This is a genomic window from Acrocarpospora macrocephala (assembly GCF_009687865.1).
Taxonomy (GTDB): Bacteria; Actinomycetota; Actinomycetes; order Streptosporangiales; family Streptosporangiaceae; genus Acrocarpospora; species Acrocarpospora macrocephala.
The window spans coordinates 11,144-37,904 of record NZ_BLAE01000097.1 but is presented as its reverse complement, the minus strand read 5'-3'; the positions used below and the strand labels follow the sequence as shown (position 1 = coordinate 37,904).

The window sequence follows — 26,761 nt, the reverse complement described above, 5'->3', positions numbered from 1 at the left end:
GATCGGTACTACGACCGCCTCCGACTCCCTCCCGGCCGCCGCCCACTTCCCGGCTCCACACCGGTTATAAGACGGCGTCGTCCACGCCTATCCGCAGCACGCTCCGGCCGGGGAGGGCCTCCCCAGTTCCCGCCGCCACCCTCTGAACGTTCCGCGCCCTCTTACGCCGGAGAGTCCCTGACGGCAGCACTCCAGGATCTTCACCGCTTCCATGGCCTTCGCCGTGAGTCGCCCGGCTCGGCTCTCTCTCGGTGTCTAACGACGCGGCAGGCTTCGCTTCCGCTACGGACCGCTCAGTTGCTTCCCCCAACGGGGCTTTCGACGCTGGGCTTCGACCCGGCCCGTTTCCAGACCGGGCCGCCAGCCTGCTACCGGGCTCCCTGGCGATTACCCGGACCGGACTCACACCGGCAGGCGACGACGAGCTTCCGATCAGGTCATGATCGCTGGACAATCACCTCCGTGATCTCTGGGCGCACCGGCTGCCGTACTAGGAAACATGGCTGTCATTTGCTACGTCGCCGAACTGGTTCGCCTTCTCAGCGAAAGTGGACCCGCACCACTGAAAAGGATCTCAGGCTCTACAGATCCTTACTATCGAGGGGAGGAAAGTCAACTGGCGGGATTTCTGTGATAAGCAATCGAACGGTACGAATTAATTTCTCCTGCATGGTGATGAGCAGAGATCCCCATAGCGAGCACATCAACAGCCTGGACGGTACCGTGCATGGGCCTGCGGTCCAGGCGCGGGACGTCAGAGGCGGTATTCACATTCATCAGACGTCCGTTCCGTTGCCCACGCCACGCCAGTTACCGCCCGCCGGGCTCCTGATCGACCGGCGGGAAACGCTCGCCTTTCTGGATCGGGTGAACGGCCGCCGATCCGCGTCCGGGTCCCCCGTCGTGGTGGTGGTGAGCGGCCCGGCGGGGGTCGGGAAAACAACCCTCAGCCTGAATTGGGCGCACCGGAATCACGACCATTTCCCGGACGGCCAGCTGTACGCGGATTTACGCGGACATGCCACCGATCCCCCGGTCGATCCGGCCGAAGTCCTGGGTTTGTTCATTCGCGCGTTCGGGATCGCGCCGGACCGGATTCCGGGCGGCCTGGCCGAGCGGGCCGCGCTCTACCAGTCGCTGGTGAACGGGCGTCGGATCGTGGTGGTGCTGGACGACGCGATCTCGGCGGCGCAGGTGCGGCCGCTGCTGCCCGCGTCCGGAGACGGGATGGTCCTGGTGACCAGCAGGTGGCGGCTGGCCGGGCTGGTGGTAGGCGGCGCGCGCGGGCTCCAGGTGGAACGCCTCGGCGTGGACGCGGGGCTCGACCTGCTCCGGCACACGCTCGGGGACGATCGGGTGGGCGATGAGCTGGCCGCGGCCACCGAGCTGGTGGATCTGTGCGCCGGGGTGCCGCTCGCCGTGTCGGTGGCCGCCGCCCGGCTGGCCACCCGGCCGCGCTGGCCCTTGACCGAGATGGTGGCTGCTCTCGCGCAGGAGAGCCGACGGCTCAGCGCGCTTTCTGTGGAGGACGATATGACGATCCGGGCCGCACTGACGTTGTCGTACCAGAATCTGGCGCCGGACGCGGCGCGGCTGTACCGGCTGCTCGGGCTGTTTCCCGGGGGGAGTTTCGGCGGCGCGGCGGCGGCCGCGGCCGCCGGGCTGCCGCCGGAGGAGAGCCGGCGGCTGCTGGGGGTGCTGGCCGACGCGAACCTGCTCGACGACTTGCCCGGCGGGGAGTACCGGTTTCACGATCTGGTCCGGTTGCACGCGCGGGAGACGGCCGAGCTGGAGGATTCCGCGACCGCGCGGGAGGAGAGCGTGCGGCGGGCGGTGAGCTGGTTTCTGGACACCGCCAGGGCGGCCAGTGACGCGGCGGCGCCGTACCGGCGGATTCCAGTGGCAACGGGGGCGATGGAGTTCGCCGACGCGGCGGACGGGCTTGACTGGATGGATCGGGAGTTCCGCAACCTGCGCGCGGCGGCGCAGGTCGCGTTCGAGCGGGGCTGGCACGAGATCGCCTGGCAGCTGGTGGACGCGTTGTGGCCGCTGTTCCTGCATCGCGGTTTCTACGCCGAGCGGCTGGAGGTGGATCGGCTCGGGCTGGCCGCCGCGCGGGCCGCCGGGGACCCGGTCGGCGAGGCCAAGATGCTGAACAGGACCGGGGTTTCGCTACGCACGCTCGGGCGGTGGGACGAGGCCGCCGAGGATTTCGGGCGGGCGCTGGAGATCTGGCGAGGGCTGGGCAACGCGTATCGGGTGGCCGGCGGGTATCGGCGGCTCGGCTGGCTGGAGCTGGATCGGGATCGGCCGGAGGCCGCGATCAGGCTGTTCACCGAGGCGCTCGATGGGTACCAGGCGGCCGGTGAGGTCAGGCGGGTGGCGCTGGCCCGATGCGATCTGGGCCGGGCGCTGGTGGAGAGCGGCCGGGCCGAGGAGGCGGTGCCGTACCTGACGGCGGCGTATGAGGCGGCCGAGTCCGATCGGTACAACCGGACCCGGGCGCTCATCCTGCTGGGGCGCGTCCAGGGGAGCGAGCCGGACATCAACCGGGGACTCCAGGTGATGCGCGAGCTTGGCTCCGCCTCGGGCGAGGCGTTCGCGCTCCAGACGCTGGGCGAGGTCGCCCTGCGCCACGGGCGGCCCGAGGACGCGCGCGAACTCCTCAGCCGGGCCCGCCAGGTGCTGAACGGAATGGGTTCCGCCACCACCCGGCTGGACCGGCTGCTCGCCCAGCTGGAATGACGCGGCTCAGCGCGTCATCCTGCCGGGATATCGGACGGGCGATCCCATGGTCTTGCCCATCGTCTTACCGATGGACGTGCGCGCTCTGCCCATGCTTCCGCCCATCATCGTCTTTCCGATAGGAGTACGCGCTTTGCCCATGGTTCTGCCCATCATGGTCTTGCCCATGGGAGCACGCATTCGCCCCATCATGGACTTGCCCATGGGAGCGCGCATTCGCCCCATCATGGTCTTGTTCGTGGATCTGCCCATGATCCCGGTCATCAAGCGCGCCATCATGCCTCTCGCGCCCCTGGCCTGGCGGCGCCGCGAGCGCATGGACATGGGCATGGCGCCGCGGCGGCGCCCGCCGAACATGCGGCCGCGGGGCTGCGGTCTCCTGCGCTTGAACAGGGCCCGGACCAGCGCGCCCCCGAGCATGGCCAGGGTCGCGAAGACGGCGCCGGGGTGCCGGCCGGCCTTGTCCGCGACCCGGTGGGCCCCGGACTTGGCCGTCTGGGCCTTGGCCATGACGCTGGTCTTGGCTCTGCCTTTGACGTCGGTCTTGGCGGCGAGGGCGGCCACCGTCCGGCCGAGTTCCTCCCGGGTCCGCTCGGCGTCTTCCGCGATCGCCGCGACGTCCTCGGACGCTGTCCGGTGCGGACGGGTCATCGATGCGCCCTCCCCTCGGTGACGCCGGAGCGGACCGCGTCGATGTCGCTCTTGACGCCGTTCACCGCCTGCGTCGGCTTGGGCGGCATGGCCCCCTTGACGCGGTTCTTGCCGATGGCGCCCATGATCCCCGCGATGATCAGCAGGGCGGCGCCGACGACCAGGGCGGCCAGCCAGGCCGGCCACGGGATCGCCAGGGCGATGATCGCGCAGGCTACCAGCGCCCCCGCGCCGAGCAGCGCCATGACGCCGGTGCCGCCGAACAGGGCGGCGCCCGTCCTCGCCTGCCGCCCCTTACCCACCACTTCGGCCCTGGCCAGGCGCATCTCATCCTTGATCAGGCGGGATACCTGGTCGGACGCCTGCTGCACGAGCTCGGCGGTGGACGCGGTGGACTGAGTCTCTCTCTGGTGGACAGACATTGGTCCCTCCTTCCCCCATCTACTTCGCGTACCCGATTTATCCCGTTAAAACCCCTTTGTGTAGTTATGTCACCACAACCCCACGATAGTCGGGGGTGGTGGGATCGCGCGAAGGTCGGCCGAGGTGAGGGAGGCGCCCGCCGGGGTGCGGTCGCCGACCTTCCAGCCCGCGTTGAGTACCGCGCCCTGCAGCGCCCGTACGGGATCCTCGGTGCTCACCCACAGATGCAGGAACGTGGCGAACAGCCCGTCACCGGCGCCCGAGGTGTTGAGCACGCCGCGTGGCGCGACCGCCTGGACCGTGATCAGACGCCCGTCCCGCAGGCCCAGCATGGCGCCGCGCGCCCCCAGCCCCACGCCGACGAGCGCGCAGCGCGGATACCGCCCGAAGATCTCGGCGATCCAGCGTTCCGGTGGCACCGGGAGGCGCTCGTGGCTGCAGAACAGCACGCGCGCGGCCCGCAGCCACGGCTCGTTGTACGGGTCCCCCGGGTCCGCGATCAGGTGGGCGTCCACCGCGATCGGGATGCCCAGGCCGTCCGCGCGGGCCACCAGCGGGCGGACGAACTTCGCGTTCGTCAGCACCAGCAGGTCGGCGTCCCGGCACTGCCCGGCGAGCACGTCGAACGGGTAGTTGACGTCGTTGACGGGGGCCAGGTACGGGTAGCCCATCCGGCGGCCGTCGGGGCCGACCAGGACGACGCCCATCGAGGAGCCCTCGCCGGAGATCACCCCCGGGCCGAGCAGCCCGTGCGCGTCCAGGTCCGCGCGGATGCCGGCGCCGACCAGGTCGGTGCCGACGACCGTGCAGAGCCTGGCGTGGCTCCCCAGGGTGCGCACGGTGCGGGCGATGTGGGCGGCCGCGCCGGAGACGCCGCCGGTCAGCCACCTGGGCGTGCAGGTCGGCAGGTAGTGGACCGGGAATTCGGCCACGCCCAGGGAGAGGTAGAAGCTGGTCGCGCCGGCGACCACGATGGTCGGGGTCATGCCGCCGCCTCGCTCACCGTGATCCGTACGCGGCCGGCCACCTCGAAGTGGCGGCCGTCCCGGTAGTGGCCCGCGATCACGGTGGCCGTGGTCAGGCCGTACAGCGGGAGCCTGGCGGACAGCCAGCAGTAGAGCAGCGAGCCGAAGGTGGCGGGCCACGGGTCGGCGCCGGCGAGGAGCCCGGCGAGCCCGGTGATCTGCGCCAGCGGGCCGTGCCGCAGGCCGACCAGGCAGCCGCCCGGCTGCCGGGCCACGGCGACCGCGCAGCCGACGTGGCGGTCCAGCAGGCCCGCCACCTCGTGCCGGGTGATCAGCACGTCGGCCAGTTCCTGCCAGCGCTGGTCCCGGGCGTCGTCGGAGTCGACCACGATGTGGGCGTCGGCGGATGGCAGGCCCTGGGCGGCCGACGGGCCGGTCACCACCATCAGGTGGGGCTCGAGCGGCGGACCCTCCCGGGGGATGACCAGGACCGCGGGCACGGCCGCGCGCGGGGCGAGCGGCGGCGTCCGGTCCAGCGCCAGCGGCTGGCGCTGCCCGAAGAAGTGGGCGACGACGAGTTTGTCGAGCACGATCAGCCTCCGTGGTACGGGGTGAGGAACGGCATCGGGACCGGGGTGGCGACCGGGATGGACGCGGGCTGGCGCAGGTTCATCAGCCGGTACATCAGCCGCCGCATGTTGCGGTGGAACTGGCCGGGGGCCGAGGTGAGCCGCTCCTCCACCCGCTGGGAGTGCTCGGGCTTGAGCGCGGCGGCGGCCCGGGTGAGCTGGGTCGCCAGCGGCTGGTAGCGGTTGATCCGCGGCGCGACCGCGGCCAGCTCGCCGAGCGGGGAGTTCGGGTCCACGTCCTCGGACGGGAACCTGGCCAGCAGGGTCGGCTTGCCGATGGACGCGCCGTAAAGCGTTGCGGAACCGTGGTCGCCGACCACCCAGTCGGCCGCGACGAGCACGCCGAGCCATTCGTCCTGGGGCTGCACCACCTGGAGCCCCCGGCGCTGGCTGTCGGCCAGCCAGGCGCGGACCTGCCTCGCCCCGTGCGCGGACCAGATGTTGGGGTGCAGCAGCGCGACCACCTTGTACTCGCTGGCGGGCAGCTGGCGGACCAGGCGGCTCATCAGGTCGGATTTGCCGAACAACGACTCGGTGCCCCAGGTGGAGCTGACCGCGACCAGCTTCTGGCGGGGCCGTACGTCCAGCGCCCGCCGGTACAGCGCGCGATCGTCGAGGCTGACCGCCAGCCGGTCGTAGATCGGGTCGCCGATCACCTCCGCCGACGGCAGCGCCTGCGGGCATTGCCTGGCCAGCCGGACCAGATCGCTCTGGTGCGGCAGCACGATCGCGTCCGGGATGACGGCGCCGTCCCGGAGCAGGCGCTGCGGGTCCATCCCGTACGTGGCGCGCGCGCCGGCCACGCGCCGGCCGGGCGTACGCGGGACGAACTTGTTGAATCCGGCCCCATGTTCCATCACGATCAGCGGCGCGTTGATCTCGTGTACCGACCCGAGACTGGCCGCAATGGCCAGGTCGAAGCGCTCGTTCACGGCCTGCTGCCAGGGCAGCAGCACCCCGCCGTCGAGGCTCTCCACGAACTCTTCGACCCCGTTGTTGAACACATCCTTCGCGATCGTGAACAGCACCTGGACCCGCAGGTCCGACTGGACCAGCTGGACCGCCTCCAGCAGGCGCTGTCCCGACGTGACGGTGTGGACGACCACCAGAACGGTCTTGCAGTTCCCTCGTGTGACCCATCTGCGGGCCTCGGGCCCGACCGGGACCCGGCTCCATTCCAGACTTGGCATACTGCCTCTGCAGCCCCCTCGCTCACGCTCCAGATGTGGGCAATCCCCCCGAATCACCCCTTGTCGTGAGCGTCCGCGCCAGACCTTGCAGAAACCCTTGCGGAAACCTTACTGACTCTGTCAGTACAGTTCACGCGACCTGGTCAACTGGATTTCCATTGACGAAGGTGAAAAACTTTGGCCTAAGGAATACACGTCCCCCACAAAGGGGCTTGTGTGGAATTTCGCATATTGGGCCCGGTAGAACTCTGGGCTGCCCGGGAACGCCATCACGCTGGCTATGCCCGAGAACGCCTCATCCTGGCAGTTCTAGCACTCGCCCCGGGCCAGCCGGTATCCATCGATTCTCTGATGAACAAGATATGGGACGACGATCCGCCACCAAAAGCACGGTCCGGAATTCACACCAACATGTCGCGGATCAAGGCTCGACTGCAGGATATCGGAGAAGACGCATATCTGCACCATCGTTCTGGCGCATATGTTCTAGAAACCGATCCGGAGAACGTCGACTATCACCGGTTCCGGCAATTGCGGGCGCAGGCCAGGACCATCGAGGGAACCGGCGACGGCGAGCAGGCCGCGCAACTGCTGCGGGAGGCGGTCGGACTCTGGCGGGGCGAGCCGCTGGGCGGCCTTTCCGGCTCGTGGGTGGCCAGGACCAGGCAGAACCTTGACGACGAGTTCCTGGCGGCCAGCGTCGAGCGGAGCAAACTGGAACTCCGGCTCGGCCACCACGCCGACATCACCGCCGAACTCGCCGAACTCATCGCGCGTTATCCGTACGACGAGAAGCTGGTCGAACTGCAGATGCTCGCCCTGCACCGCAGTGGGCGGGTGACCAGCGCTCTGGAGGTCTACCGGGCAGCGCACCGCCGCCTCACCACCGACCACGGCACCGAGACCGGCCACCGCCTGCGCGAACTCCACCAGCGCATCCTGCGCGGCGACCCGTCGCTGCGGCCCGCTCCGCGCCGCCGGCCGGACGCGCCCAACAACCTGCCGCGCGACGTGTTCACCTTCACCGGACGTACGGATGAGATCCGGCAGCTCACGGCCATGGCGGCGGCACGGGCGAACGCGGTGACGGTGCTGGCTGTGGACGGCATGCCCGGGGTCGGGAAGACCGCGCTGGCCCTGCACCTGGCACACCGGCTCACCCCGGAATACCCTGACGGGCAGCTCTACCTCAACCTCTACGGCCATCACGCGGAACAATCCTCGGTCGACGCCGCCACCGCGCTGGGACGGCTGCTCCGCGTGCTGGGAGTGCCCGCCGCGCAGATCCCGCAGGGCCTGGAGGAGCGGGCCACCCTCTGGCGCACCGAGTTGGCCCGGCGCCGGATGCTCATCGTCCTGGACGACGCCACCGGCCACGACCAGATCGGCCACCTGCTGCCCGGCACGCCCGGCTGCCTGGTCCTGATCACCAGCCGCCGCCGCTTGGCCGGGCTCGACGACGTGCTGTCGGTCACCCTCGACGCCCTCCCGCCCGACGACGCCACCACCCTGTTCGACCGCGTCATCGGCCCGCGCCGCCACCGCGAGGCCTTGCACATCGCCTCGGTCGTCCGGCTCTGCGGCTATCTTCCGCTCGCCATCCAGCTCGTCGGCAGCCGTCTGCGCGTCCGCCCTGCCCTGCGCGTCGCCGACCTGCTGGCCCGACTCGGTGACCAGCGGCGCCGGCTGTCCGAAATCCACGCGGGGAACCGCGAGATCACGGCCGCCTTCGAACTGTCCTTCCACGAACTCGACGAGGTTCACCAGCGCGCGTTCCGCCTTCTCGGCCTGCATCCCGGCACCGATTTCACCATCGAATCCGCGTGCGCCCTGCTCCAGGGGGACAAGGCCACGGTCGAAGGCGTCCTGGACGGCCTTCTCGACCACCACCTCATCGCCGAACCCCAGCACGGCCGGTACCGCTTCCACGACCTCATCGGCGAGTACGCCCGCCTGTTAGCCGGTCGCGAGCCGCTCGCCCAGCGCCGCCAGACCTTGATCAGGATCCTCGATCTGTACCTCTTCGCCGCCGACCAGGCCGACCGCCTCCTCCACCCCCAGCGCGAGCGCGCCGCCGTCGTGGTGACCTATCTGCCGCCGGTACGGCCTGGCATGGCCAGCGCGGAGCAAGCGCGAGACTGGCTGGAGACCGAACTCGATAATCTGCGGCAACTCGTCCGGCACGCCGCCGAAGAGCGGTGGACCCGGCACGCGGCCCTGCTCCCGCATGTGCTCAGCACCTTCCTGGAAGACGCCGGGCACTGGGACATGGCCGCCGAGTTGCACGAGTGCGCGGTCACCGCATGGCACGAACTGGAAGACCAAGCGGGGCTGGCCACCGCCCTGAGCGATCTCGCCAAGGTTCGGTGGCGAGGCGGGAACCTGGAGCACGCGCTACGGCACGCGACGGAGGGACTGGCCATCCGGCGCGGGCTCGGCGACCAGGCCGGGGTGGCGGAACTCCTAGACCAGATCGGGCTGGTTCACTGGCATCGTTCGGACTTCGAGGCCGCGTTCGACTACTGCGGGCAGGCGCTGGACATCCGCCGGTCGCTGGGGGATCTGCGGGGCGAGGCGGCGAGTCTGAACAGCATCAGCATCCTCGCCTATCATCAGGGGGATTTCTCACAGGCGGCCGAGCGGATGCAGCAGGCGCTGCGGGTCTATCAGCGGCTCGGGGACGCGCGGGGGCAACTGGTCACCCTGAACAACTGGCAGGAGTTCGAACTCCGCCTGGGCCGGTACGCCTCGGCGCGGGCGCTTCTGGAGCAGGCGGCGACGATCAGCCCCGACATGAGCCGCCAGCACCAGGCAATTTGGTTGTGCAACATGGCCAACGTCCTGCAGCACATCGGCGACTATTCAGCGGCTCTTGACTCGTATCGCCGATCGTCGCAGATTTACGGCCAGGTGGGCGACCGCCGGGGAATCTCGGATGTGCTCAACCAGACCGGCTTCTGCTATGGGCTCATGGATCGCGATGACCAGGCCCTGGCGCACCATCAGAGGGCCCTGTCGCTCGCTCGGGAGATCTCCGAGAGGTACGAGCAGTGCCTGGCTCTGCGCGGCATGGGCGAGGTCTATGAGAGGGCCGGTCGGCTGGAGACCGCCCTGGACTACTACCGGCAGGCTCTGGAGATCGCCCGGGGCATAGGCGACGTGTATCAGGAGTCGCTGAACCTGGATCGGATGGGCAGCGCGCTCGTGCGAAGCGACCCCAGCCAGGCGGAACGGTACTGGCGCCAGGCAATCGGGGAGTTCGAACGTATGGGCGTGCCGGAGGGCCCTGCGGCACGCTTGCGACTCGCGCAAGTAGAGAGATACGACTAAAACCCGACAGACCACCCCATATATCTAGCAATAGCTATTCTATTCACAAACACCCTAACAGCCCGAAAAATGGGTGCTATCTGGCGGTCAAGGGCACCTATCTGAAGGTATAGAATTACTCTCGCAACGCCGGGCACATCGCCATATATGTGCTTCATATACGTGTGCCCTGCCCACGTCGAGATCAAGCTCCTCTGGGAGACAAGTGAAGAAGAAATGTGCAGCGCTCCTCGCGAGCGCTCTCATGTTCATGACGTCGGTGCAGTTTGCCGATTTCGTGAATTCTTCGCCGAGTCACACCAAGCATAGCGTAACAAGCATAAGCAATTAGGTGTAGCTCAGCGGCAGACTCTGGATGAGAGGCGGTAATGTTCGTCTCTCATCCAGAATAATACGAAATCGCGATCTTCCGCGAACTACGCCGACTGCCCACTTCTCTCGCGACTCGCCGACCAGGCCATATTGTCCTCGTGGGACTCCGCCAACGCGCAACTCGTCCAGCAATCGCACACCACGACCAACACGGTCGGCGGAGACGCGCGCGTCCATGAAACGGCGATCCAGGCCGGGCAGGTGTTCGGCGGCATGAACCTTCACCCTCCTCCATGACCGCCTAACGGTCAAACCAATCGGTGACGGACCAAACGCCGCTCCCGCGCGCGCCACAACATTACCCGCGTCCACTCCGGGAATCCTTGGCCAATCGCGACATATCCCGCAATTTCGTTTATTTACTTTGAAATTGTGTTTGCGCATTCGAATGAGAACTCGAATTTGACACCGGGAATGGGCGCGGACCATTATTGATCCCGACCGGGGGCCCAAAGTCGTCTAAAGGTTGAGTCAAATACCGTGCCCCGGTTATTTTTCGCCGATCGTCGGGAGGGTGGCTAGTGACGGTGGAGAAGCACCAGCTGAGACTGGGTACGGCTGCCGCACGTAAACCACCGAAGGCCACCGAATTCGACGTCAGCGAAACCATCGGCCGCTGAGAGCAGGACCTGGAGGGCGTTTCCTCCGGAATGGATGTCACCGGCCCGGCGCCATAGGGCCACTCCGCTTCGCGACCTGAGGAGTGAATTGTGACCGTTCAGAACGATCAGCTGAGCCTGGGCACCGCCGCCGCGCGGAAGCTCGCCACGACCACCAAGACCGTGCCGCAGATGCAGGGCATCACGTCGCGGTGGCTGCTGAAGGTGCTGCCGTGGGTGGAGGTGTCGGGCGGGGCCTATCGGGTCAACCGGCGGCTCACCTACACCGTCGGCGACGGCCGGGTCAGCTTCACCAATGTGGGGGCCTCGATCCGGGTCGTCCCGCAGGAGTTGTGCGAGCTGCCGCTGCTGCGCGGCTACGAGGACACGGACACGCTGGAGCGCCTGGCGGGCCGGTTCACCCAGCGTGACTTCGAGCCGGGTGACATCATCGTGGCCTCGGGCGACCCCGCCGACGAGGTGGTGCTGGTGGCGCACGGGAAGCTTGACCGGCTGGGGGTCGGCCCCTACGGGGACGAGGCGGTGCTGGGGAACCTGGCGGACGGGGACCATCTCGGGGACAGGTCCCTGCTCGGGCCCGGCACCTGGGAGTTCACGGTCAAGGCGACCACGGCGGGAACCGTGCTGACCCTGGCCCGGCGGGCGTTCGAAGAGTTGCTGGCCCAGTCCGACTCGCTGCGCGCCCAGGTGGACGGCTACCTGTCGGCGGCCGACCGGCCGCAGGACGGTCACGGCCAGGCCGCCATCGCGCTCGCGGCCGGGCACCACGGCGAGGCCGTCCTGCCGGGCACGTTCGTCGACTACGAGGTCTCCCCTCGGGAGTATGAGCTGAGCGTCGCCCAGACCGTGCTCCGCGTGCACACCCGGGTCGCCGACCTCTACAACGACCCGATGAACCAGACGCAGCAGCAGCTGCGCCTCACCATCGAGGCGCTGCGCGAGCGGCAGGAGTACGAGCTGATCAACAACCGCGAGTTCGGGCTGCTGCACAACGCCGACCTGAAGCAGCGCATCCACACCAGGACCGGGCCGCCCACGCCCGACGACCTCGACGAGCTGCTCAGCCGCAGGCGCAAGACGCAGTTCTTCCTCGCGCACCCGCACGCCATCGCCGCCTTCGGCCGCGAATGCACCAAGCGCGGGGTGTATCCGCCGGTGGTGGACGTGAACGGGAGCCATGTCCCGGCCTGGCGGGGCGTGCCGATCCTGAACTGCAACAAGATCCCGATCAGCGACTCCCAGACCACCTCGATCCTGGCGATGCGGACCGGCGAGGAGGACCAGGGCGTGGTCGGGTTGCGCCAGACGGGCCTGCCGGACGAGGTCGAGCCGGGGCTCAACGTGCGGTTCATGGGGATCAACGAGCAAGCGGTGATCTCGTATCTGGTCAGCGCGTACTACTCGGCGGCCGTGCTGATCCCGGACGCGCTGGGCGTGCTGGAGAACGTGGAGCTCGGGCACTGATGACCGCGGAGTCGATCGAGCGGCGCACGGCCGGTGCGGTGCTGGACTGGGGCCGGGCGCTGCTGCGCCCGGCCCTGGGCCCGGCGGTGGACCAGCTGCCGGCCCCGATGCGCCACATCACCGGGTATCACCTGGGCTGGTGGGACGCGCACGGCGTCCCGGCCGAGGCCGGCGGGGGCGGCAAGGCGGTGCGGCCCACGCTGGTGCTGCTGGCGGGCGAGGCGGCCGGTGGCGAGGCGGGCGAGGCGCTGCCCGCCGCGGTCGCGGTGGAGCTGGTGCACAACTTCTCCCTGCTCCATGACGACGTGATGGACGGGGACGCGACCCGGCGGCACCGGCCGACGGCCTGGAGCGCGTTCGGGGTGAGCCAGGCCATCCTGGCGGGTGACGCGGTGCTGACGCTGGCGTTCGACGTGCTGGCGTCCAGCGGTCACCCGCTCGCCCGGGAGGGCGTGTCGGCGCTCAGCGCGACGGTGCAGGAGCTGTTGAACGGGCAGAGTTCGGACGTCGAGTTCGAGGGCCGGGCGGAGGTGGAGCTGGCCGAGTGCCTGCGCATGGCGAGCGGCAAGACCGGCGCGCTGATCGCGTGCGCGTGCGCGCTGGGCGGCATCTTCGGCGGCGGGACGGCGGCGCAGGTCGAACATCTGCGGGCCTTCGGCGACCGCTTAGGGCTGGCGTTCCAGCTGGCCGATGATCTGCTCGGCATCTGGGGGGATCCGGTGGTCACCGGCAAACCGGTCTACTCGGATCTGGCGAATCGTAAGAAGTCGCTTCCCGTGGTGGCCGCGCTCACCTCCGGCACGGCCGCCGGGCGCGAGCTGGCCGCCCTCTACCGGCGCGAGGCCCTGCTCTCCGACGACGAGCTCACCCGCGCCGCGGGTCTCATCGAGGAGGCCGGGGGCAGGGCGTGGAGCCAGTCCACGGCCGACGCCCTGCTGGAAGAGGCTCTCACCCGCCTGAACGCGGCCGGTCTGGCTCCCCGCCCGGCCGCGGATCTCACCACGCTGGCCGGGCTGATGACCCACCGCATGGTCTAGTGGCCCGGCCCGCAACCTTGACCCGGTGATTCGCGCTCCCGGTCGGCAGCCCTCGAACCGGGTCAAGGTTCGGAGACACCCACTAGCGTCACCGGCATTGGGCGAGCATGTGGGATTTGTCCAGGCGGGTGACCGGGAGGTCGTATTTCAGGGCGACCTGGGCGAAGCGTACGACGTAGGCGCAACGGATCCGGCGGGAGGGAGGGAGCCAGGAGGCGGGGCCTGAGCCGCCTTTGGCTTCGTTGGCGGGGCCGTACACGGGGAGGAGGTTGAGGGGGTCGTTGGCGATGCGGAGGCGTTTGGCGCGGGACCAGCGGGACGCGCCCATGCGCCATTCGTAGGAGAGCGGGACGACGTGGTCGACCTGGATGCGGTCGGCGTCCGCTTTGCGCCAGTGGATCGTCCGTCCCGTGTACGGATCGTCCAGGGTCATCGCCTCCACCACGCAGGTGGAGCCCTCGCGGAAACGAACGTCGTCGCCGTCCCGGGCGAGGAGATCGTTGCGGGTGTCGCAGCCGTTGCGCGCGTACGGCACGGCGGTCGCGGCGTCGGCCCAGTTCTCGCCGAACCGGTCGCGCCGGTAACCGGTCTTGGGCCCCATCCCGGCCACCCGCAGCGAGCGGATCAGGTCGAGCGCGGCGGAGCGGTCCCTCGCCGAGGTGATCGGCACCAGGCCGGGCTTGGTGCCGTCCGGGTTGTCCAGGGGGTTGGCGCGCTCCCGGACCCCGGTCTGCCCGGCGAGCGACGCCACCACCACCCCGGCCGCGAGCACGGCGACCATGTTCCGCGTCCCCATGTCCGGATGATGACCGACAAGTCATCTATTGTCTCTGGCGGCGTTGCCTCAATACCGCCGCATCCGGCTCACCAGGGGCACTACCAAGCGGGATCCCGGAGGGACCCGGCGCGATCCTGCTCAAGAGCGATGGCGATGCCGGCCAAAGGCGGTCACGCCCAAAGGTGGTGGTCGCGACCTAAGGTGCTGGCGGCTAAAGGTGGCGACCGGCACCGTCTCATGGGGCGACTACGGGCCCGACGCCGGAACCGCCAGCCCCACCCGCGGGCCGCTGGCCCGCCGAAGGCACGCAGCACGTTCCCGGTGGCGTCGGTCACCGGACCGCCCTTGGCGCCCAGCGCCCAGGTGGATCTGCACGGCGTAGGTGACGGCTAAAGGTGGTGGCGGAGGGCGGCGGTGGCGGTGGCGGTTCTGAGGTCGCGGATGCCGGGTCTGCCCCGTCTTGGGTGGATGTTGTTGGTGAGTAGGACGACCGTCAGGGTGTGGCCGGGGTCGATTACCAGGGATGTGCCTGTGAATCCGGAGTGGCCGTAGGCGTCGGAGAGCGGGCCCACTATCGCGGGGTCGCCGATGCGCACGCCGAGTCCCTGGCGGAAGTCGGCGCCCGTCACGTTCTGGTCGCGCGTCATCTCGGCGACCGTGTCCGGCGAGATGACGCCCGCGCCTCCGGTGCGGAGCATCTCGCCGAAGCGCAGCAGGTCCCCCGCCGTGGAGAACAGGCCCGCGTGACCGGCGACGCCGCCGAGCGCGTGCGCGGTCTCGTCGTGCACTTGACCTCGTACGCAGCCACCGCGCCAGGGCTTGTACTCGGTCGCGGCGATTCTCGGCACGAGGCCGGGATCGGGCAGGTATGTCGTGTCGGCGAGCCCCAGCGGCCCGGTGACCCGGTCGCGGACGAGCACGTCCAGCGGCGCCCCGCCCGCGATCTCGGCGACCCGTCCCAGCGTGATCATGCCGACGTCGGAGTAGACGTACTCCACGGGCGGGCCCGAGGGCGTGGAAAGCATCAGGTCCCATCGCGGGTCCCCCGGCGGCGCCGCGTCGACGTGCTGTACCGGCGGCAGGCCGGAGGTGTGCGTGAGCAGGTGCCTGACCGTGACCGCGGGCCGGTCGCCGTAGTAACCGGGCAGCCAGGTCGCGACCGGTTCGTCGAGCCCGAGGCGCTCGTCCTCGGCCAGGGACAGCACGACCACCGTGGTGAACAGCTTGGTGATCGACGCGATGTCGAAGATGGTGTCGATCCGGGCGGCGGGCCGCTCGGCTGCGAGAGTACCCGCCGCATCCGCGTACCTGACGACCTCCCCGGCCACCGCCGCGGCCATAGGAACCCCGTCCACCCCGATGATGGCCACAGCCGCCGAGGCTGCCTCCGGCACCGCCGCCCTGAGCAGGTCGTCAAGCATTCGGCCCTCGCCACATACGCTCACTTCAAAGAACACCCGTCATGCGCACTTCTAAGGAACACCCATCACGCACACTCCTGAGGAACACCCGTCACGCACACTCCAAGGAAGCCCGTCACGCGCACCCCTCAGGAACACCCGTCACGCACACTCCAAGGAAGCCCGTCACGCGCACCCCTCAGGAACACCCGTCACGCACACTCCAAGGAACATCTCTCACGTGCACTTCAAGGAGCACCCGTCACGCGTTCAAGGCGTTGTCCAGGCGCTCCCCTGAGGCGGCGAGGATGACACGAGCATGCTCTGCCGTCACCCGGCGTTCGATCATGATGACGGCGGTCTTCAGCTCGAGGTCCGCGGCCTCCAGGATGGCTCGGGCGTCGTGGAGGCCGACACCGGTGATGTCGCTGACGATGCGGGCGGCGCGATCGGCCAGCTTCGTGTTGGTCGCGGCCATCTCGACCATGTGGTTCCCGTAGGTGCGCCCGCATCTGATCATCGTGATCGTGGAGATCATGTTGAGGACCAGCTTCTGGGCGGTGCCCGCCTTCAGGCGGGTGGACCCGGTCACCACCTCGGGCCCGACGACGACCTCGATGGCGTGGTGCGCAGCAGCCGAGAGCGGGCCTCCAGTGTTACAGGACAGGCCCACCGTGAGCGCGCCGACGCGGCGAGCCTCAGTGACCGCAGCGACGACGAACGGGGCCCGGCCGCTGGCGGAGATGCCCACTACGGAGTCGAGCGAGCCAGCGCCCTCGGCCCGGATGGCGGCCGCCCCCGCGCCCGCGTCGTCCTCGGCTCCCTCGACGGACCGGACGAGCGCCTCCGCGCCACCGGCGATGATGCCGCACACCAGGTCAGGGTCGGTGCCGAAGGTCGGCGGGCACTCGGAGGCGTCGAGCACGGCCAGCCGCCCCGAGGTGCCCGCGCCGACGTACAGCAGCCGCCCGCCGCGCGCCATCCGCGCGGCGATCGCGTCGATGGCGGCGGAGATCGCCGGGATGGCGAGGGCCACCGCGCCGGGCACGGTGGCGTCGGCCGTGTTCATGCGTCGGGCGATCTCCTCGGTGGACAGCCTGTCGATCCGGCGGTACCGCGGATCGCTCTGTTCGGTGACCAGCGCACCAAGCGACTGAGTCATGACACCTCCTTGAAGCGGCGGCGGTAGAGCCAGAAGACCCGCTCGACCCGCGCGCCGACCGCCTTGGCGTAGAAGTGGATGGGGCCGACCCAGCCGATCTGCGCGCTGCGCAGCCCGGCGGCGGCCTGGTCGGCGAGGCAGCGCCGCAGGAGGACCCGGCCGACGCCGAGCCCGCGCGCCGCCTCGGCCGTGCCCATGGGGCCGAACCAGAGGGGCCGCGCCCCCCAGGAGGCGAAACCGAGGATCTCGCCCTCACGCTCGGCGTAGTGACAGCCGGCCGCCTGCTCGGCCTCCCACGCCCAGGAGTCGCGCCATTGCTTCCGCACGAACTCGACCACCTCGGCGCGCTCCCCCGCCGGGGCCGCCCGCACGGTGATCCCCTCGTTCGCGAGGCGGGCGAGGTCGGCGTCGCAGGAGAGGTCGCCGCTAAGGTCCACGGTCATGTTCCAGGCGGCGTGATACCGCTCGTAGCCGAGGCTCTCGGCGAGGCAGTGGGCGGGGGTGTAGCGCACGTCGATGCCGGGCCAGGCGTAACAGGGCGGGTTGCCGGCGAAGCGCGCCTCCTCGGCCCCCTGCGCGCGCAGCCACTCCTCGGCCGCCCCGACCAGCGCGCGGCCCAGGCCGCGCCGCCGGGCGCCGGGATCGACGGCCAGCAAGTCCACATGCCCGATATTTCCGGACATGGAGGCGAAGATCACGCCGTCGAGGTCCGGTGTGGCGAGTGCCGTCCACCGGCGTCCCGGAGGAGGCGCGGCCAGCCGGGCCACGAGTTCCGGCGCGGCGTCGTCCAGGGTGAGCGCGGCCCGGGCCAGCTCGCCCGCGTCGAGAGGAGCAGGAAGGATGTCGATCACGCGCTGGCCTCCACGGGGATGACGGCGCGAGGCTGCGGGTGATAGCACGCGTGTCCGTGCACCGTACCTTCCAGGGAAGGCCGTTCACTCTCGCAGCGCTCGGTCCTGAATGGGCACCTGCGCGCGAACAGGCAGCCGGTGTCCGCGTGCCGCTCGTCGAGCGCCTCGGTGGGCACGACCCGCTCCGCCCCCGGCCGCTCGACCCCGCGCAGCACGGGGATCGCCGAGAGCAGCGCCTGCGTGTACGGATGCACGGGCTCGGAGATGACGGCCTCCGTAGGCCCGCGTTCCACAACCTGCCCGCGATAGATGACGTACAGTTCGCCATCGTCACCGATATACCTGGCCGTGGCAATGTCGTGAGTGATGAACAGCACGCTGACGTTCAGCCGCTCCCGCAGGTCCTTGAGCAGAGCGAGAATGCCAAGCCGCAGCGACACATCGATCATCGACACGGACTCGTCCGCGACGAGCACCTCCGGATCGACGGTGAGCGCCCGCGCGATGACGACACGCTGCCGCATGCCGCCGGACAGCTGGTGCGGGTAGCGCGGCAGCACGTACCCGGGATCGATGCCCACCAGGGTCAGCAGCTCGCGCGCCCGCTCCTCCGCCCACGCCTTCGATCGGCCCTTCTGCCGCGCGCGCAAGGCCAGCGGCGCGTGCAGGGTCTGATGGATCGTGCGGGTCGGGTTGAGCGCGGAGTACGGATCCTGGTGAATGAGCTGCACCCTGCGGAAGTGCGCCTGCCGCTGCCGGTGCCGCAACCCCGACATCGGCGTCCCGTCGATGACGATCTCGCCGGAGTCATAGGTCTCCAGCCCGGCGACAATCCGCCCCAGCGTGGTCTTCCCGCAGCCGGACTCGCCGATGAACGTGACGGCCCCGCCCTTCTCGATGGCGAAGTCCACACCCCGCAACGCCTGGACATCACGCCCGCCGAGCAGGTTCCCGCGCTGCCTGTACGTCTTGGTGACGCCGGTCCCCGTGATCACACGTACTCCTTCCGGACGGCGAGGTTGACCGGCCGGCCGACCGCGTGACAGGCGACGGTGCGCTCGCCGTAGGCGGCGGGGGCCGGGTCCACGGTGTCGCAGACGGCCATGCGCAGCGGGCAGCGCTCCCGGAACACGCACCCCTCGGCCGGGATGGTCCCCAGCGTGGGCGGCCGCCCCGGCAGCGCCGTGGCCTCGCCGATGTCGCCGGACAGGCGCGGGATCGCGCGGATCAGGCCCCGCGTGTACGGATGCCTGGGCGAGCCGAGCACGTCCATGGTGGGACCGTGCTCGACGACGCGCCCGCCGTACATGACGGCGAGGCTGTCGGTGACCTCGGCCGCGACGCCGATGTCGTGCGTCACGATGAGCGTGGTGAGCCCGCGCTCGCGGTGCACCTCCTTGACGATCCGCAGGATGGTCGCCTGGGTGATCATGTCGAGGGCGGTGGTGGGCTCGTCGAGCACGACCAGGTGGGCGTTGAGCACGAGCGCGAGCATGATCCCGACACGCTGCCGCATGCCGCCGGACAGCTCGTGCTGGTAGGAGTCGAGCACGCGCCCGCCGTCCAGCCCCATCCGGCCGAGCAGCGCCCTGGCCTCGCGCAGCAGGGCCGGGAGGTCGGCCACGTCGTGCGAGCGGCCGAGGTCCAGGAGCTGCTTGCCGACCGTCTTCAATGGGTTGAGGGAGTTCTGCGCGGCCTGGAAGACGTAGCCCACCTGGCGGCCACGGGCGCGCCGGAGATCGTCTCCGGTCAGCCGCACGACATCCCCGAGGCCGTCGATCTCGACGCTCCCGCCGGAGATCCTGCCGGGCGGCTGGACCGCGTTGAGCAGCGACAGCGCGAGGGTGGACTTGCCCGAACCGGACTCGCCCACGATCCCGGTGATGGTGCCGGGCGCGAGCGTGAGCCCGACGCCCGCGAGGGCGGGCAGCTCACCCACCGGCGTCCGGTAGACGACGGTAAGGTCCTGAACGCGCACGCCCGGCGCGAAAGATTCGGTCATCTGCCCCTACTCCTCACGCAGCCGTGGGTTGAAGATCTCGTCCATCGCGTCGACGACCAGCACGATGCCCAGCGTCAGCAGCAGGATCGCCAGCAGCGGCGCCAGCAGGTACGGCAACGCCGCCGCGCTGGTCAGCGCCCCGCCGCCGAAGACCGCGAGGTTCAGCATCACGCCCCAGTTGTTGGCGTCGAACGGCAGCACTCCCAGGAAGAACAACCCCACCTGCGCATAAATCGCCCCGGTGACGGCGATGAGCATGTTCATCGCGATATACGGCGCCATGCTGGGCAGCAGCTCGCGCCCGACGATGTGCCGGGTGGACAGCCCGAGCCCTCTGGCCGCCTCGATGAACCCGCGCTCGCGCAGGGACAGCGTCTGCGACCGCACCGCGCGGGCGATGCCGCCCCAGCCGAGCACCCCGAGGACCACGCCCATCTCCAGCGGGCTGGTGAACTTCCACACGGTGGACAGCACCAGCAGCAGCGGCAGCCCGGGGATGGTGAGCTGCAGGTCGGTGAGGCGCATGAGCACGGTGTCCCAGCGCCCCCGGTGGAACCCGGCGAGCAGCCCGATCCCGGTGCCGAGCGCGACCGTGATGACGGCCGTGGCGAGGCCGGCCAGCAGGACGTACCTGGTGCCGGTGACGACCAGGGCGAGCACGTCGGTGCCCTCGAAGTCGGTGCCGAAGGGGTGGGCCCAGCTCGGCGCGGCGTAGAGCGCGTTGTCGTCGCGGGGCAGCGGGCTCGGGTAGAGCAGCGGCCCGAACAGGCCCATGAACGCGAACAGCGCGACGATGGCGACGCCCGCCATCCGGCTGGGTTTGCGCCGCATGACCCGCAGCACGCCGCGCCAGAAGTTGCGCCGCGGCGTGGCGGGCGCGGGCAGCAGCTGGGTGACGGTCATGCCGCGCCTCCCGTCCGGACTCGGGGGTCGATCACGGCGTACAGCAGGTCGGCCGCGATGTTGGCGACGACGATCGCCACGGTGATCACCAGGAAGGTCCCGCCCATCAGCGCGTAGTCGCGCGCGCCGATGCTGTTGACGAGCAGCAGGCCGAGCCCCGGATAGTTGAAGATCGTCTCGATGAAGATGGCGCCGCCGAAGAGCATGCCCAGCGACAGCGCCAGGATCGTGAACAGCGGCAGGATCGCGTTGCGGGCGATGTATCGGAACAGCACGCTGCGTTTCAGGCCGCGCAGCTCGGCGGCGAGGATGAAATCGTCGCCGAGCACGGTGGCCACGCTCGACTTCATCGCCAGGATCCAGCCGCCGTAGCTCGCCAGCGCGTACGTCAGGACCGGCAGCGTGGCGTGCTGGACCAGCGAGACGATATAGGCCGCGTTGAAGCCGGGCTCGAACGAGATGTCCACCGGACCGCCCGCGGGCAGGATCGGCCACAGCGTCGTGAAGATGGCCGTGACCAGCAGCCCGATGACGTACTGCGGAACGCCGTGCAGCAGCGAGCCGGAGATGGCGAGCGCGTCGCCGAGCTTGCCGGAGCGTTTGATCGCCGCGTAGACGCCCAGCGTCACCCCGAGCAGGAAGCTCAGCAGGGTGCCGCCGAGCACGGGCAGGACGGTCCACTTGGCCGCCGACCCGATGAGCGTGGCCACGCCGGTGCCCGGGGTGCTGAGCGACTGGCCCAGGTCGCCGTGGATCAGGCCGTTCAGGTAGCCGGTGTACTGATCCCACAGGCTGCCGGTCGGCAGGAAGCCGTACAGCGCGGCCGTGGCCCGTTCGGCCTGGTCGGGGCCCATGCCCTGTTCGATGAGCTTTTCGTACTGGCCCCTGACGGGGTCGCCGGGGATGTTGCGGATGATCACGAAGCTGATCGTGGTGACCACCCAGATCATGGCGATCCCGCGGGCCAGGTGGCCCGTGAGACGCCGTATGACGGTGTTCATGAGCCTGCCTTCTCCTTGATCATGCCGAGCTGCATCCACACGCCCGCCGGGAGCCGCAGCACGTCGCTGTCGGCGGGCGGCCAGCCGGTGTAGCGGGAGGTGCTGACGAACTGGGTGTTGACGTAGTCGTAGAGCTGGATGACGGGAAGCTGCTGGTTGGTCAGCTTGGCCAGCGTGCCGACGATCCGCCGCTGCTCGTCCGGGTTGGCCGCGTTGAGCCGGCTGGTGAGCGCGCCCGGGTTGATCCCGTCGATGATCTCCGGCCCGCCCATCCAGTTGCCCTGCGTGCCCGGCGGCACGTGCGTGAGCTGCCCCGCGAGGAGCTGCCATCCGTTGGCCGACCCGTAGATCCGCTGGTAGATGTTGTACGGCGACGGGCCGAGCGCCATCAGCCAGAACCCGACGTCGTACTTCCCGGCCGCCAGCTCGTCCAGGTACAGCGTGTAGTCCGCCGCCGTGAGCACGGTCGCGTCGATGCCGTGGTCGTTGAGCTGGCTGGTGATGGCCTTGGCGGCGGCGACCCAGTCGGAGAACGACGCCGGGACGTGGATCTCCACCTTCCACGGCGTGCCGTCCGGCATCGCCCACTTGCCGCCCTTCCTGGTCATCCCGGCGGCCTCCAGCTCCTTGGCCGCCTTGGCCGGGTCGACCTGGTACTGGTCCAGCTCGCCGATCCCGTTACCCAGCCAGGCCTGGGCCGACTTCGCGTGGATGCCGGTGGTCGTCTTGGCGGGGGTGCCCGCCTCGGGCGAGGCCACCTTGGTGACCTGGCTGCGGTCGATCAGGTACGCCAGGGCTCTGCGCACGTGCACGTTGTCGTACGGCTTGCGCGTCTGCCCGAAGGCCAGCGACACCGCGACCGGCGAGAAGCCCTTGACCACCTCGTTGCCCTCGGTCTCGCGGATGCGCTTCAGCACCCCGGTCGGCACCGCCGTGAAGGGCGCGCTGTCGAGGGAGCCGGAGATCAGGTAGTTCCAGATCTGCTGGTTGCCCGTGTAGTTGAGCACCTTGACCCGGTCGGGGGCGATGTTCTGGTTCGCGTAGAAGTGCTTGTTCCGCACCAGCAGCGCCTCGCCCGGGTTGACCCGCTCCAGCGTGAACGGGCCCGCCGAGACGTCCTTGGCGGGGGCGAAGGAGATGACCTTCTCCGCCAGCCCGGTGATCTGCGCCTTGGCCTTCTCGGCGGCGGGGCCGGTCCCCCGGGCCGCCTTCAGCGTGGTCCAGAAGTCGGCGGGCAGCAGGTGGCCGAAGACGTGCGCGGGCACGACGACGGTCGACAGGACGTTGCGGAGGAACAGGTTGCTCTTGCTGGCGCCCTGCGTGACCTTGACGGTCCGCGCGTCCACCACCCGCACATCGGCCGCCGAGCCGGCCGCCTTCGGGTCCACCGCGTACGCCGTGCCGCCCTGGGTGTAGGCGAGGCCGATGGAGGTGCGCACGTCCTCGCTGGTCACCGGCTTGCCGTCGGACCATCTGGCCTTCGGCTGCAGGTGGATGACGACCTCGCCCTGGTCGGGTGTCACGGTCCAGCTCGCGGCGATGCCCGGGTAGAACCTGTTGGGGTCGACCGGGTCGTTCTTGGGCCACGCCAGCGTCATCGCGTCGTAGCCCAGGAACGTGTTCCCCTGGGGATTGAACGGGTTGATCGGCGCGGTGGCGTCGATCTGCTTGGCGCCGTCGATCGTGGTGTAGACGCCCGAGTCGGCGGACCCCCCCACGCCGCCACACGCGGTGACGGTGGCGATCAGCGCGGTGACCGTGATCGCCGCGAGTCGTCTCATGAACTGCTCCTGGATGCCGATTGCCCGGACCTTACGCGCGGGCTCCCAGGCCCGTCAATTATTTTCTTCCGCGACGGCAAACGTGGAGTTAATTTTTACCAATGCCCGTCTAGCTGCGGATACGCCTTCCACCGTACCTGTCGAGAGCACCCTTCGTGACCCTCAGGGCGGCGTCGGAGCGCTCGAAGGTGCGCTGCGCGACGCCCACGAAGACGCAGTCGACAATCAGCAACTGGCTGATGCGGCTGGCGAGCGCGCCGGGCCTGAAGGCGGTTTCGCGGCCCGCCGAGATCAGCACGTGGCCGGCCAGATCGGCGAGCGTGGAGCGCGGGTTGTTGGTGATGGCGACCGTCGTCGCCCCCGCCTCGCGCGCGGTCCTGACCGGCTCGACCACGTCGGCCGTCTCGCCCGTGCAGCTCACGGCCACCCAGACGTCCTGCGGCCCGGCCAGCGCCGCCGCCGTGAGGGCCAGGTGCACGTCCGCGAAGGGGTGGCCGGCGATGCCGATGCGCATCAGCTTCTGCGCCATGTCCGCCGCCACCAGGCCGGACGCGCCCACGCCGACCACGCTGACCCTCCTGGCGCCGATCAGGGCGTCCACGACGGCGCCCAGCCGCTCGGGCGCGAGCTGGGCCGCCGTGTCCGCGAGCGCGTCGGACTCCGCCCGGGTCACCTTCGCGATCACCTCGGCCAGCGGGTCGCCGGGGGCCAGGTCGCCGGGCACCAGCCGGTCCCGCTCCCCCTGCGCCGACGCCGCCGCCAGCGCCAGGCGCAGCTCGGAGTAGCCCGAGAAGCCCAGCGCGCGGGCGGTGCGCACGATCGTGGCCTGGCTCGTGCCCGACGCCGCGCTCAGCTCGGTGATCGTGCTCTTGGCCACCGTCGCGGGATCGTCGAGGATCAGCCGGGCGATGGACCGCGCCGACGGGGTGAGTGAGGGCAGCACGGCCCGCACGCTCGCCACCAGGTTCGTGCTCATCGGGGGTTCTCCTGTTCGGGGGGTCAACTGGTGAGCCAGCGCGCGGCGGCACGCGCCGACGCGCGGGAGTTTCCGTGGGTGGCGACGTACACCGCTCCCGCGGGCGGCCCCGGCAGGCCCATCTCCACCACCACCGCGTCCGGTCTGGCCCGCAGGGCCTCCCCGAGAAGCTCCTGGATCCAGCCGTGGCGGGCGGCGTCCCGCACGACGATCACGAGGGGCCGCTCGCGGTCGCGCAGATCGGGAAGCGGGTCCCCGGGGTGCACGGAGATCCCTTGGGTCCCGGGCAGCAGCTCGGCGACCGCCCCGGCGAACCCGGGCGGCGCGACGCCGTCCACCGCCTGGTTCTGCCGCGCCGACAGCTCGACGACCAGCGGAGCCCGCGCGAGCACGGGCCGTCGCACCTGGCCCGTCACCCGCAGTGCCGCGGTGGCGGCGGTCAGGCCGAGATCGTCGTCGGGGTCGTTCGCGGCGGCGGCTCTGGCGGGCGCCTGCCCGGCGTGCCAGTCGACGAGGGCCCGCACCCGGGCCGCCGCCTCCGCCAGGCGTTCCTCGGGCAGGCGTCCCTGGCGTACGGCGGCCACGATGGCGTCGCGGAGGGCGTACACGCTGGACCCGTCGGGCGAGGAGATGCCCGCGCAGACGGCGTCGGCCCCGGCGGCCAGGGCGCGGACGGCGATCTCGCCGGGCTCGTGGTAGGCCGCGACGGCGCGCATCTCGATCGCGTCGGTCACCACCAGGCCCTCGAAGCCCAGCTCCTGCCGGAGCAGCCCGGTCAGCACGGGGCGGCTCAGCGTGGCGGGCACGTCGTCGAGCGCGGGCACGAGCAGGTGCCCGCACATGATCGCCCGTACGCCCGCCCCGATGGCGGCGCGGAACGGCGGCAGGTCCCGGGCCTCGACCGTCTCCCGCGACGCGGTCACGGTGGGCAGCTCCAGGTGGGAGTCGGTCACCGTGTCGCCGTGCCCGGGGAAATGTTTGGCGCACGCCGCCACCCCCGCGCCCTGCAGCCCGCCGATCCAGGCGGCGGTGTGCTGGGCCACCAGGCCGGGTTCCGGGCCGAAGGACCTGACGCCGATGACGGGGTTGGCCGGGTTGGCGTTGACGTCGGCCACCGGCGCGTAGTCCAGCGTGATCCCTGCGGCGGCGAGCAGGCGGCCGATCCGCCGCGCCACCCTCCCGGTCACGGCCAGGTCGCCGCCGACGCCGAGCGCCCGGTTTCCCGGCCATGAGCTGCCGGTGCTCGCCTCGAGCCGGGTGACGGACCCGCCCTCCTCGTCCACCGCGACGATGACGTCCGGGCTCTCCGCGCGGATCGCGGCCACGAGGTCCGCCGTCCGCCCCCCGTCCGCGAGGTTGCGCGCGAACAGGACGACCCCGCCGAGCCCGTCCCCGAGCGCCCGCCGCAGCCAGTCGGGCGGCGCGGTCCCGTCGAATCCCGGCTGCAGGACGCTCATCGCCGTCCGCTCAAGATTCACGCGCACTCCCCGATGACTCGCCGGTGCAGGTCGGCCGAGGGGAAGGCGGCGCGGAGCGCGAGGGCGGCGGCCCCGGCCGCGCCGTCGCGGGCGGGGATGGGGCGGGCGGCGTCGCCGAACTCGGCCCGGACCCGGCGCGCCAGCTCGGTGGGCTGGGTGAGCAGGGAGCCCGCCAGGACCAGCGGTCCCTCGCCGGGGCCGAGCGCGCGCGCCGTGGCGGCGAGGCGACAGGCGGCCTCGTCGAGGATGGCGCTTGCGGCCTCGTCGCCCTCGCGGGCCGCCGCGTCCACGAGCGGGGCGAAGGTCGCGAGCCAGGCCGGGCCCGAGTCGGCCACCTGGGCGTACACGGTGGAGACGATATCGCCCACCGAGGTCCCGAGCGCGGCGAGCCGGTCGAGCAGCACGGTGGGCCCGGCGCGGCCGTCGAGCGACTTCAGCGCCGCCGTCACGGCCCGCCTGCCGATCCACACCCCGGACCCCTCGTCGCCGACCAGCCAGCCGTGGCCGTCGGCGACCGCCGCGATCTCCCACCGCGCGATCCGGGCCGCCACCGCGCCCGTCCCGGCGATCAGCACCGTGCCGTCCGGCTCGGCGGTGGCGCTCGCGAAGGCCACGAGCACATCCGCCACGACGGACGGGTGACCGGGCAGCCCGGCCGAGCGCCACGCCTCCCCCGCCAGCCGCCTGGCCCGCTCGGCGCCCGACCCGGCCAGGCCGAAGACACCACCCGCGACGAGCGCGGGATCGAGGCCGTCCATCGCGGCGCGGAGCGCGGCGAGCAGGTTGGCGGCCGGATCGGCGACCGAGACCACGTTCGCGCCGCCCGCGCGCCCGCGCCCCGCCACCTCCCCCGTCTCGCTGACCACCACGCACCGCGTGCTGGTCCCCCCGCCGTCCAACCCGATGATCAAAGCAGTCACAGCCGTCCCCTCTGGAGATACCTTCCAAAAATCTACAAGAGGGGGAAGATTTCCTACACAACGGGGTCACGTTGACATCCAAC

At 70.4% G+C, this 26,761-nt stretch carries 21 protein-coding genes; 4 read left to right on the top strand and 17 right to left on the bottom strand.

The features are described from left to right. Positions 1 to 792 precede the first annotated feature (792 nt). Entirely contained in the window at positions 793 to 2,745 is a 1,953-nt protein-coding gene (locus tag Amac_RS49370) for a tetratricopeptide repeat protein (protein ID WP_218041744.1), read from the top strand. Positions 2,746 to 2,751: 6 nt separating this feature from the next. Here Amac_RS49370 and Amac_RS55695 read toward each other — a convergent pair whose 3' ends face one another. From Amac_RS55695 to Amac_RS49345, 5 genes are all read right to left on the bottom strand, one after another. Next, the gene (locus Amac_RS55695; RefSeq protein WP_218041743.1) at positions 2,752 to 3,396 is read right to left on the bottom strand and encodes a DUF3618 domain-containing protein; all 645 of its coding nucleotides are present in this window, start codon (positions 3,394 to 3,396) and stop codon (positions 2,752 to 2,754) included. Beyond that, positions 3,393 to 3,818, bottom strand: a complete 426-nt coding sequence (locus tag Amac_RS49360) for a phage holin family protein (protein ID WP_155361353.1) — start codon at positions 3,816 to 3,818, stop codon at positions 3,393 to 3,395. Before Amac_RS49360 ends, Amac_RS55695 begins: the two co-directional genes overlap by 4 nt. 69 nt (positions 3,819 to 3,887) lie before the next feature. Next, on the bottom strand, positions 3,888 to 4,805 hold the full coding sequence (locus tag Amac_RS49355; RefSeq protein WP_155361352.1) for a carbohydrate kinase family protein: 918 nt from the start codon (positions 4,803 to 4,805) through the stop codon (positions 3,888 to 3,890). Further along, the gene (locus Amac_RS49350) at positions 4,802 to 5,374 is read right to left on the bottom strand and encodes a hypothetical protein (RefSeq protein ID WP_155361351.1); all 573 of its coding nucleotides are present in this window, start codon (positions 5,372 to 5,374) and stop codon (positions 4,802 to 4,804) included. Before Amac_RS49350 ends, Amac_RS49355 begins: the two co-directional genes overlap by 4 nt. Positions 5,375 to 5,376: 2 nt before the next feature. Further along, on the bottom strand, positions 5,377 to 6,603 hold the full coding sequence (locus tag Amac_RS49345; protein WP_155361350.1) for a hypothetical protein: 1,227 nt from the start codon (positions 6,601 to 6,603) through the stop codon (positions 5,377 to 5,379). 216 nt (positions 6,604 to 6,819) lie between these two features. Here Amac_RS49345 and Amac_RS49340 point away from each other — a divergent pair, with 216 nt between their 5' ends. From Amac_RS49340 to Amac_RS49330, 3 genes are all read left to right on the top strand, one after another. Next, positions 6,820 to 9,933, top strand: a complete 3,114-nt coding sequence (locus Amac_RS49340) for an AfsR/SARP family transcriptional regulator (protein ID WP_170323047.1) — start codon at positions 6,820 to 6,822, stop codon at positions 9,931 to 9,933. A 1,082-nt stretch (positions 9,934 to 11,015) separates the two neighbouring features. After that, positions 11,016 to 12,389 carry a family 2B encapsulin nanocompartment shell protein gene (locus Amac_RS49335; RefSeq protein WP_246269201.1) on the top strand — a complete coding sequence of 458 codons (1,374 nt, stop codon included), beginning with the start codon at positions 11,016 to 11,018 and terminating at the stop codon, positions 12,387 to 12,389. Next, entirely contained in the window at positions 12,389 to 13,426 is a 1,038-nt protein-coding gene (locus Amac_RS49330; RefSeq protein ID WP_155361348.1) for a family 2 encapsulin nanocompartment cargo protein polyprenyl transferase, read from the top strand. The genes Amac_RS49335 and Amac_RS49330 overlap by 1 nt, the downstream gene beginning before the upstream one ends. A gap of 88 nt (positions 13,427 to 13,514) precedes the next feature. Here the strand turns inward: Amac_RS49330 and Amac_RS49325 are convergent, their stop codons facing one another. The 12 genes from Amac_RS49325 to Amac_RS49270 form a co-directional block, all read right to left on the bottom strand. After that, positions 13,515 to 14,222 (bottom strand): HNH endonuclease family protein, encoded by a 708-nt coding sequence (locus Amac_RS49325; RefSeq protein ID WP_155361347.1) that lies wholly within the window; start codon positions 14,220 to 14,222, stop codon positions 13,515 to 13,517. A 371-nt stretch (positions 14,223 to 14,593) separates the two neighbouring features. Next, positions 14,594 to 15,625: a serine hydrolase domain-containing protein gene (locus tag Amac_RS49320; protein ID WP_155361346.1), complete on the bottom strand. Its 1,032-nt coding sequence runs from the start codon at positions 15,623 to 15,625 to the stop codon at positions 14,594 to 14,596. 241 nt (positions 15,626 to 15,866) lie between these two features. After that, positions 15,867 to 16,766, bottom strand: coding sequence for an N-acetylmuramic acid 6-phosphate etherase (gene murQ, locus Amac_RS49315; RefSeq protein ID WP_155361345.1), 900 nt, complete (start codon positions 16,764 to 16,766; stop codon positions 15,867 to 15,869). Then, a complete protein-coding gene (locus tag Amac_RS57610) occupies positions 16,763 to 17,617 on the bottom strand; it encodes a GNAT family N-acetyltransferase (RefSeq protein WP_155361344.1) in 855 nt (284 codons plus the stop codon). Before Amac_RS57610 ends, murQ begins: the two co-directional genes overlap by 4 nt. Further along, entirely contained in the window at positions 17,614 to 18,612 is a 999-nt protein-coding gene (locus Amac_RS49305; RefSeq protein ID WP_155361343.1) for an ABC transporter ATP-binding protein, read from the bottom strand. The genes Amac_RS57610 and Amac_RS49305 overlap by 4 nt, the downstream gene beginning before the upstream one ends. Next, positions 18,609 to 19,619 carry an ABC transporter ATP-binding protein gene (locus Amac_RS49300; protein ID WP_155361342.1) on the bottom strand — a complete coding sequence of 337 codons (1,011 nt, stop codon included), beginning with the start codon at positions 19,617 to 19,619 and terminating at the stop codon, positions 18,609 to 18,611. The genes Amac_RS49305 and Amac_RS49300 overlap by 4 nt, the downstream gene beginning before the upstream one ends. Positions 19,620 to 19,625: 6 nt before the next feature. Further along, complete coding sequence (locus tag Amac_RS49295; RefSeq protein ID WP_155361341.1) at positions 19,626 to 20,522, bottom strand: ABC transporter permease; 897 nt, start codon at positions 20,520 to 20,522, stop codon at positions 19,626 to 19,628. After that, positions 20,519 to 21,523 (bottom strand): ABC transporter permease, encoded by a 1,005-nt coding sequence (locus Amac_RS49290; protein WP_155361340.1) that lies wholly within the window; start codon positions 21,521 to 21,523, stop codon positions 20,519 to 20,521. The genes Amac_RS49295 and Amac_RS49290 overlap by 4 nt, the downstream gene beginning before the upstream one ends. Beyond that, the gene (locus Amac_RS49285; RefSeq protein ID WP_155361339.1) at positions 21,520 to 23,304 is read right to left on the bottom strand and encodes an ABC transporter substrate-binding protein; all 1,785 of its coding nucleotides are present in this window, start codon (positions 23,302 to 23,304) and stop codon (positions 21,520 to 21,522) included. Before Amac_RS49285 ends, Amac_RS49290 begins: the two co-directional genes overlap by 4 nt. Before the next feature lie 109 nt (positions 23,305 to 23,413). Next, positions 23,414 to 24,280: a MurR/RpiR family transcriptional regulator gene (locus Amac_RS49280; protein ID WP_155361338.1), complete on the bottom strand. Its 867-nt coding sequence runs from the start codon at positions 24,278 to 24,280 to the stop codon at positions 23,414 to 23,416. 23 nt (positions 24,281 to 24,303) lie between these two features. Further along, positions 24,304 to 25,758 carry a glycoside hydrolase family 3 protein gene (locus Amac_RS49275; RefSeq protein WP_307729858.1) on the bottom strand — a complete coding sequence of 485 codons (1,455 nt, stop codon included), beginning with the start codon at positions 25,756 to 25,758 and terminating at the stop codon, positions 24,304 to 24,306. Next, a complete protein-coding gene (locus Amac_RS49270; RefSeq protein ID WP_155361337.1) occupies positions 25,755 to 26,678 on the bottom strand; it encodes an N-acetylglucosamine kinase in 924 nt (307 codons plus the stop codon). The genes Amac_RS49275 and Amac_RS49270 overlap by 4 nt, the downstream gene beginning before the upstream one ends. Positions 26,679 to 26,761 lie beyond the last annotated feature (83 nt).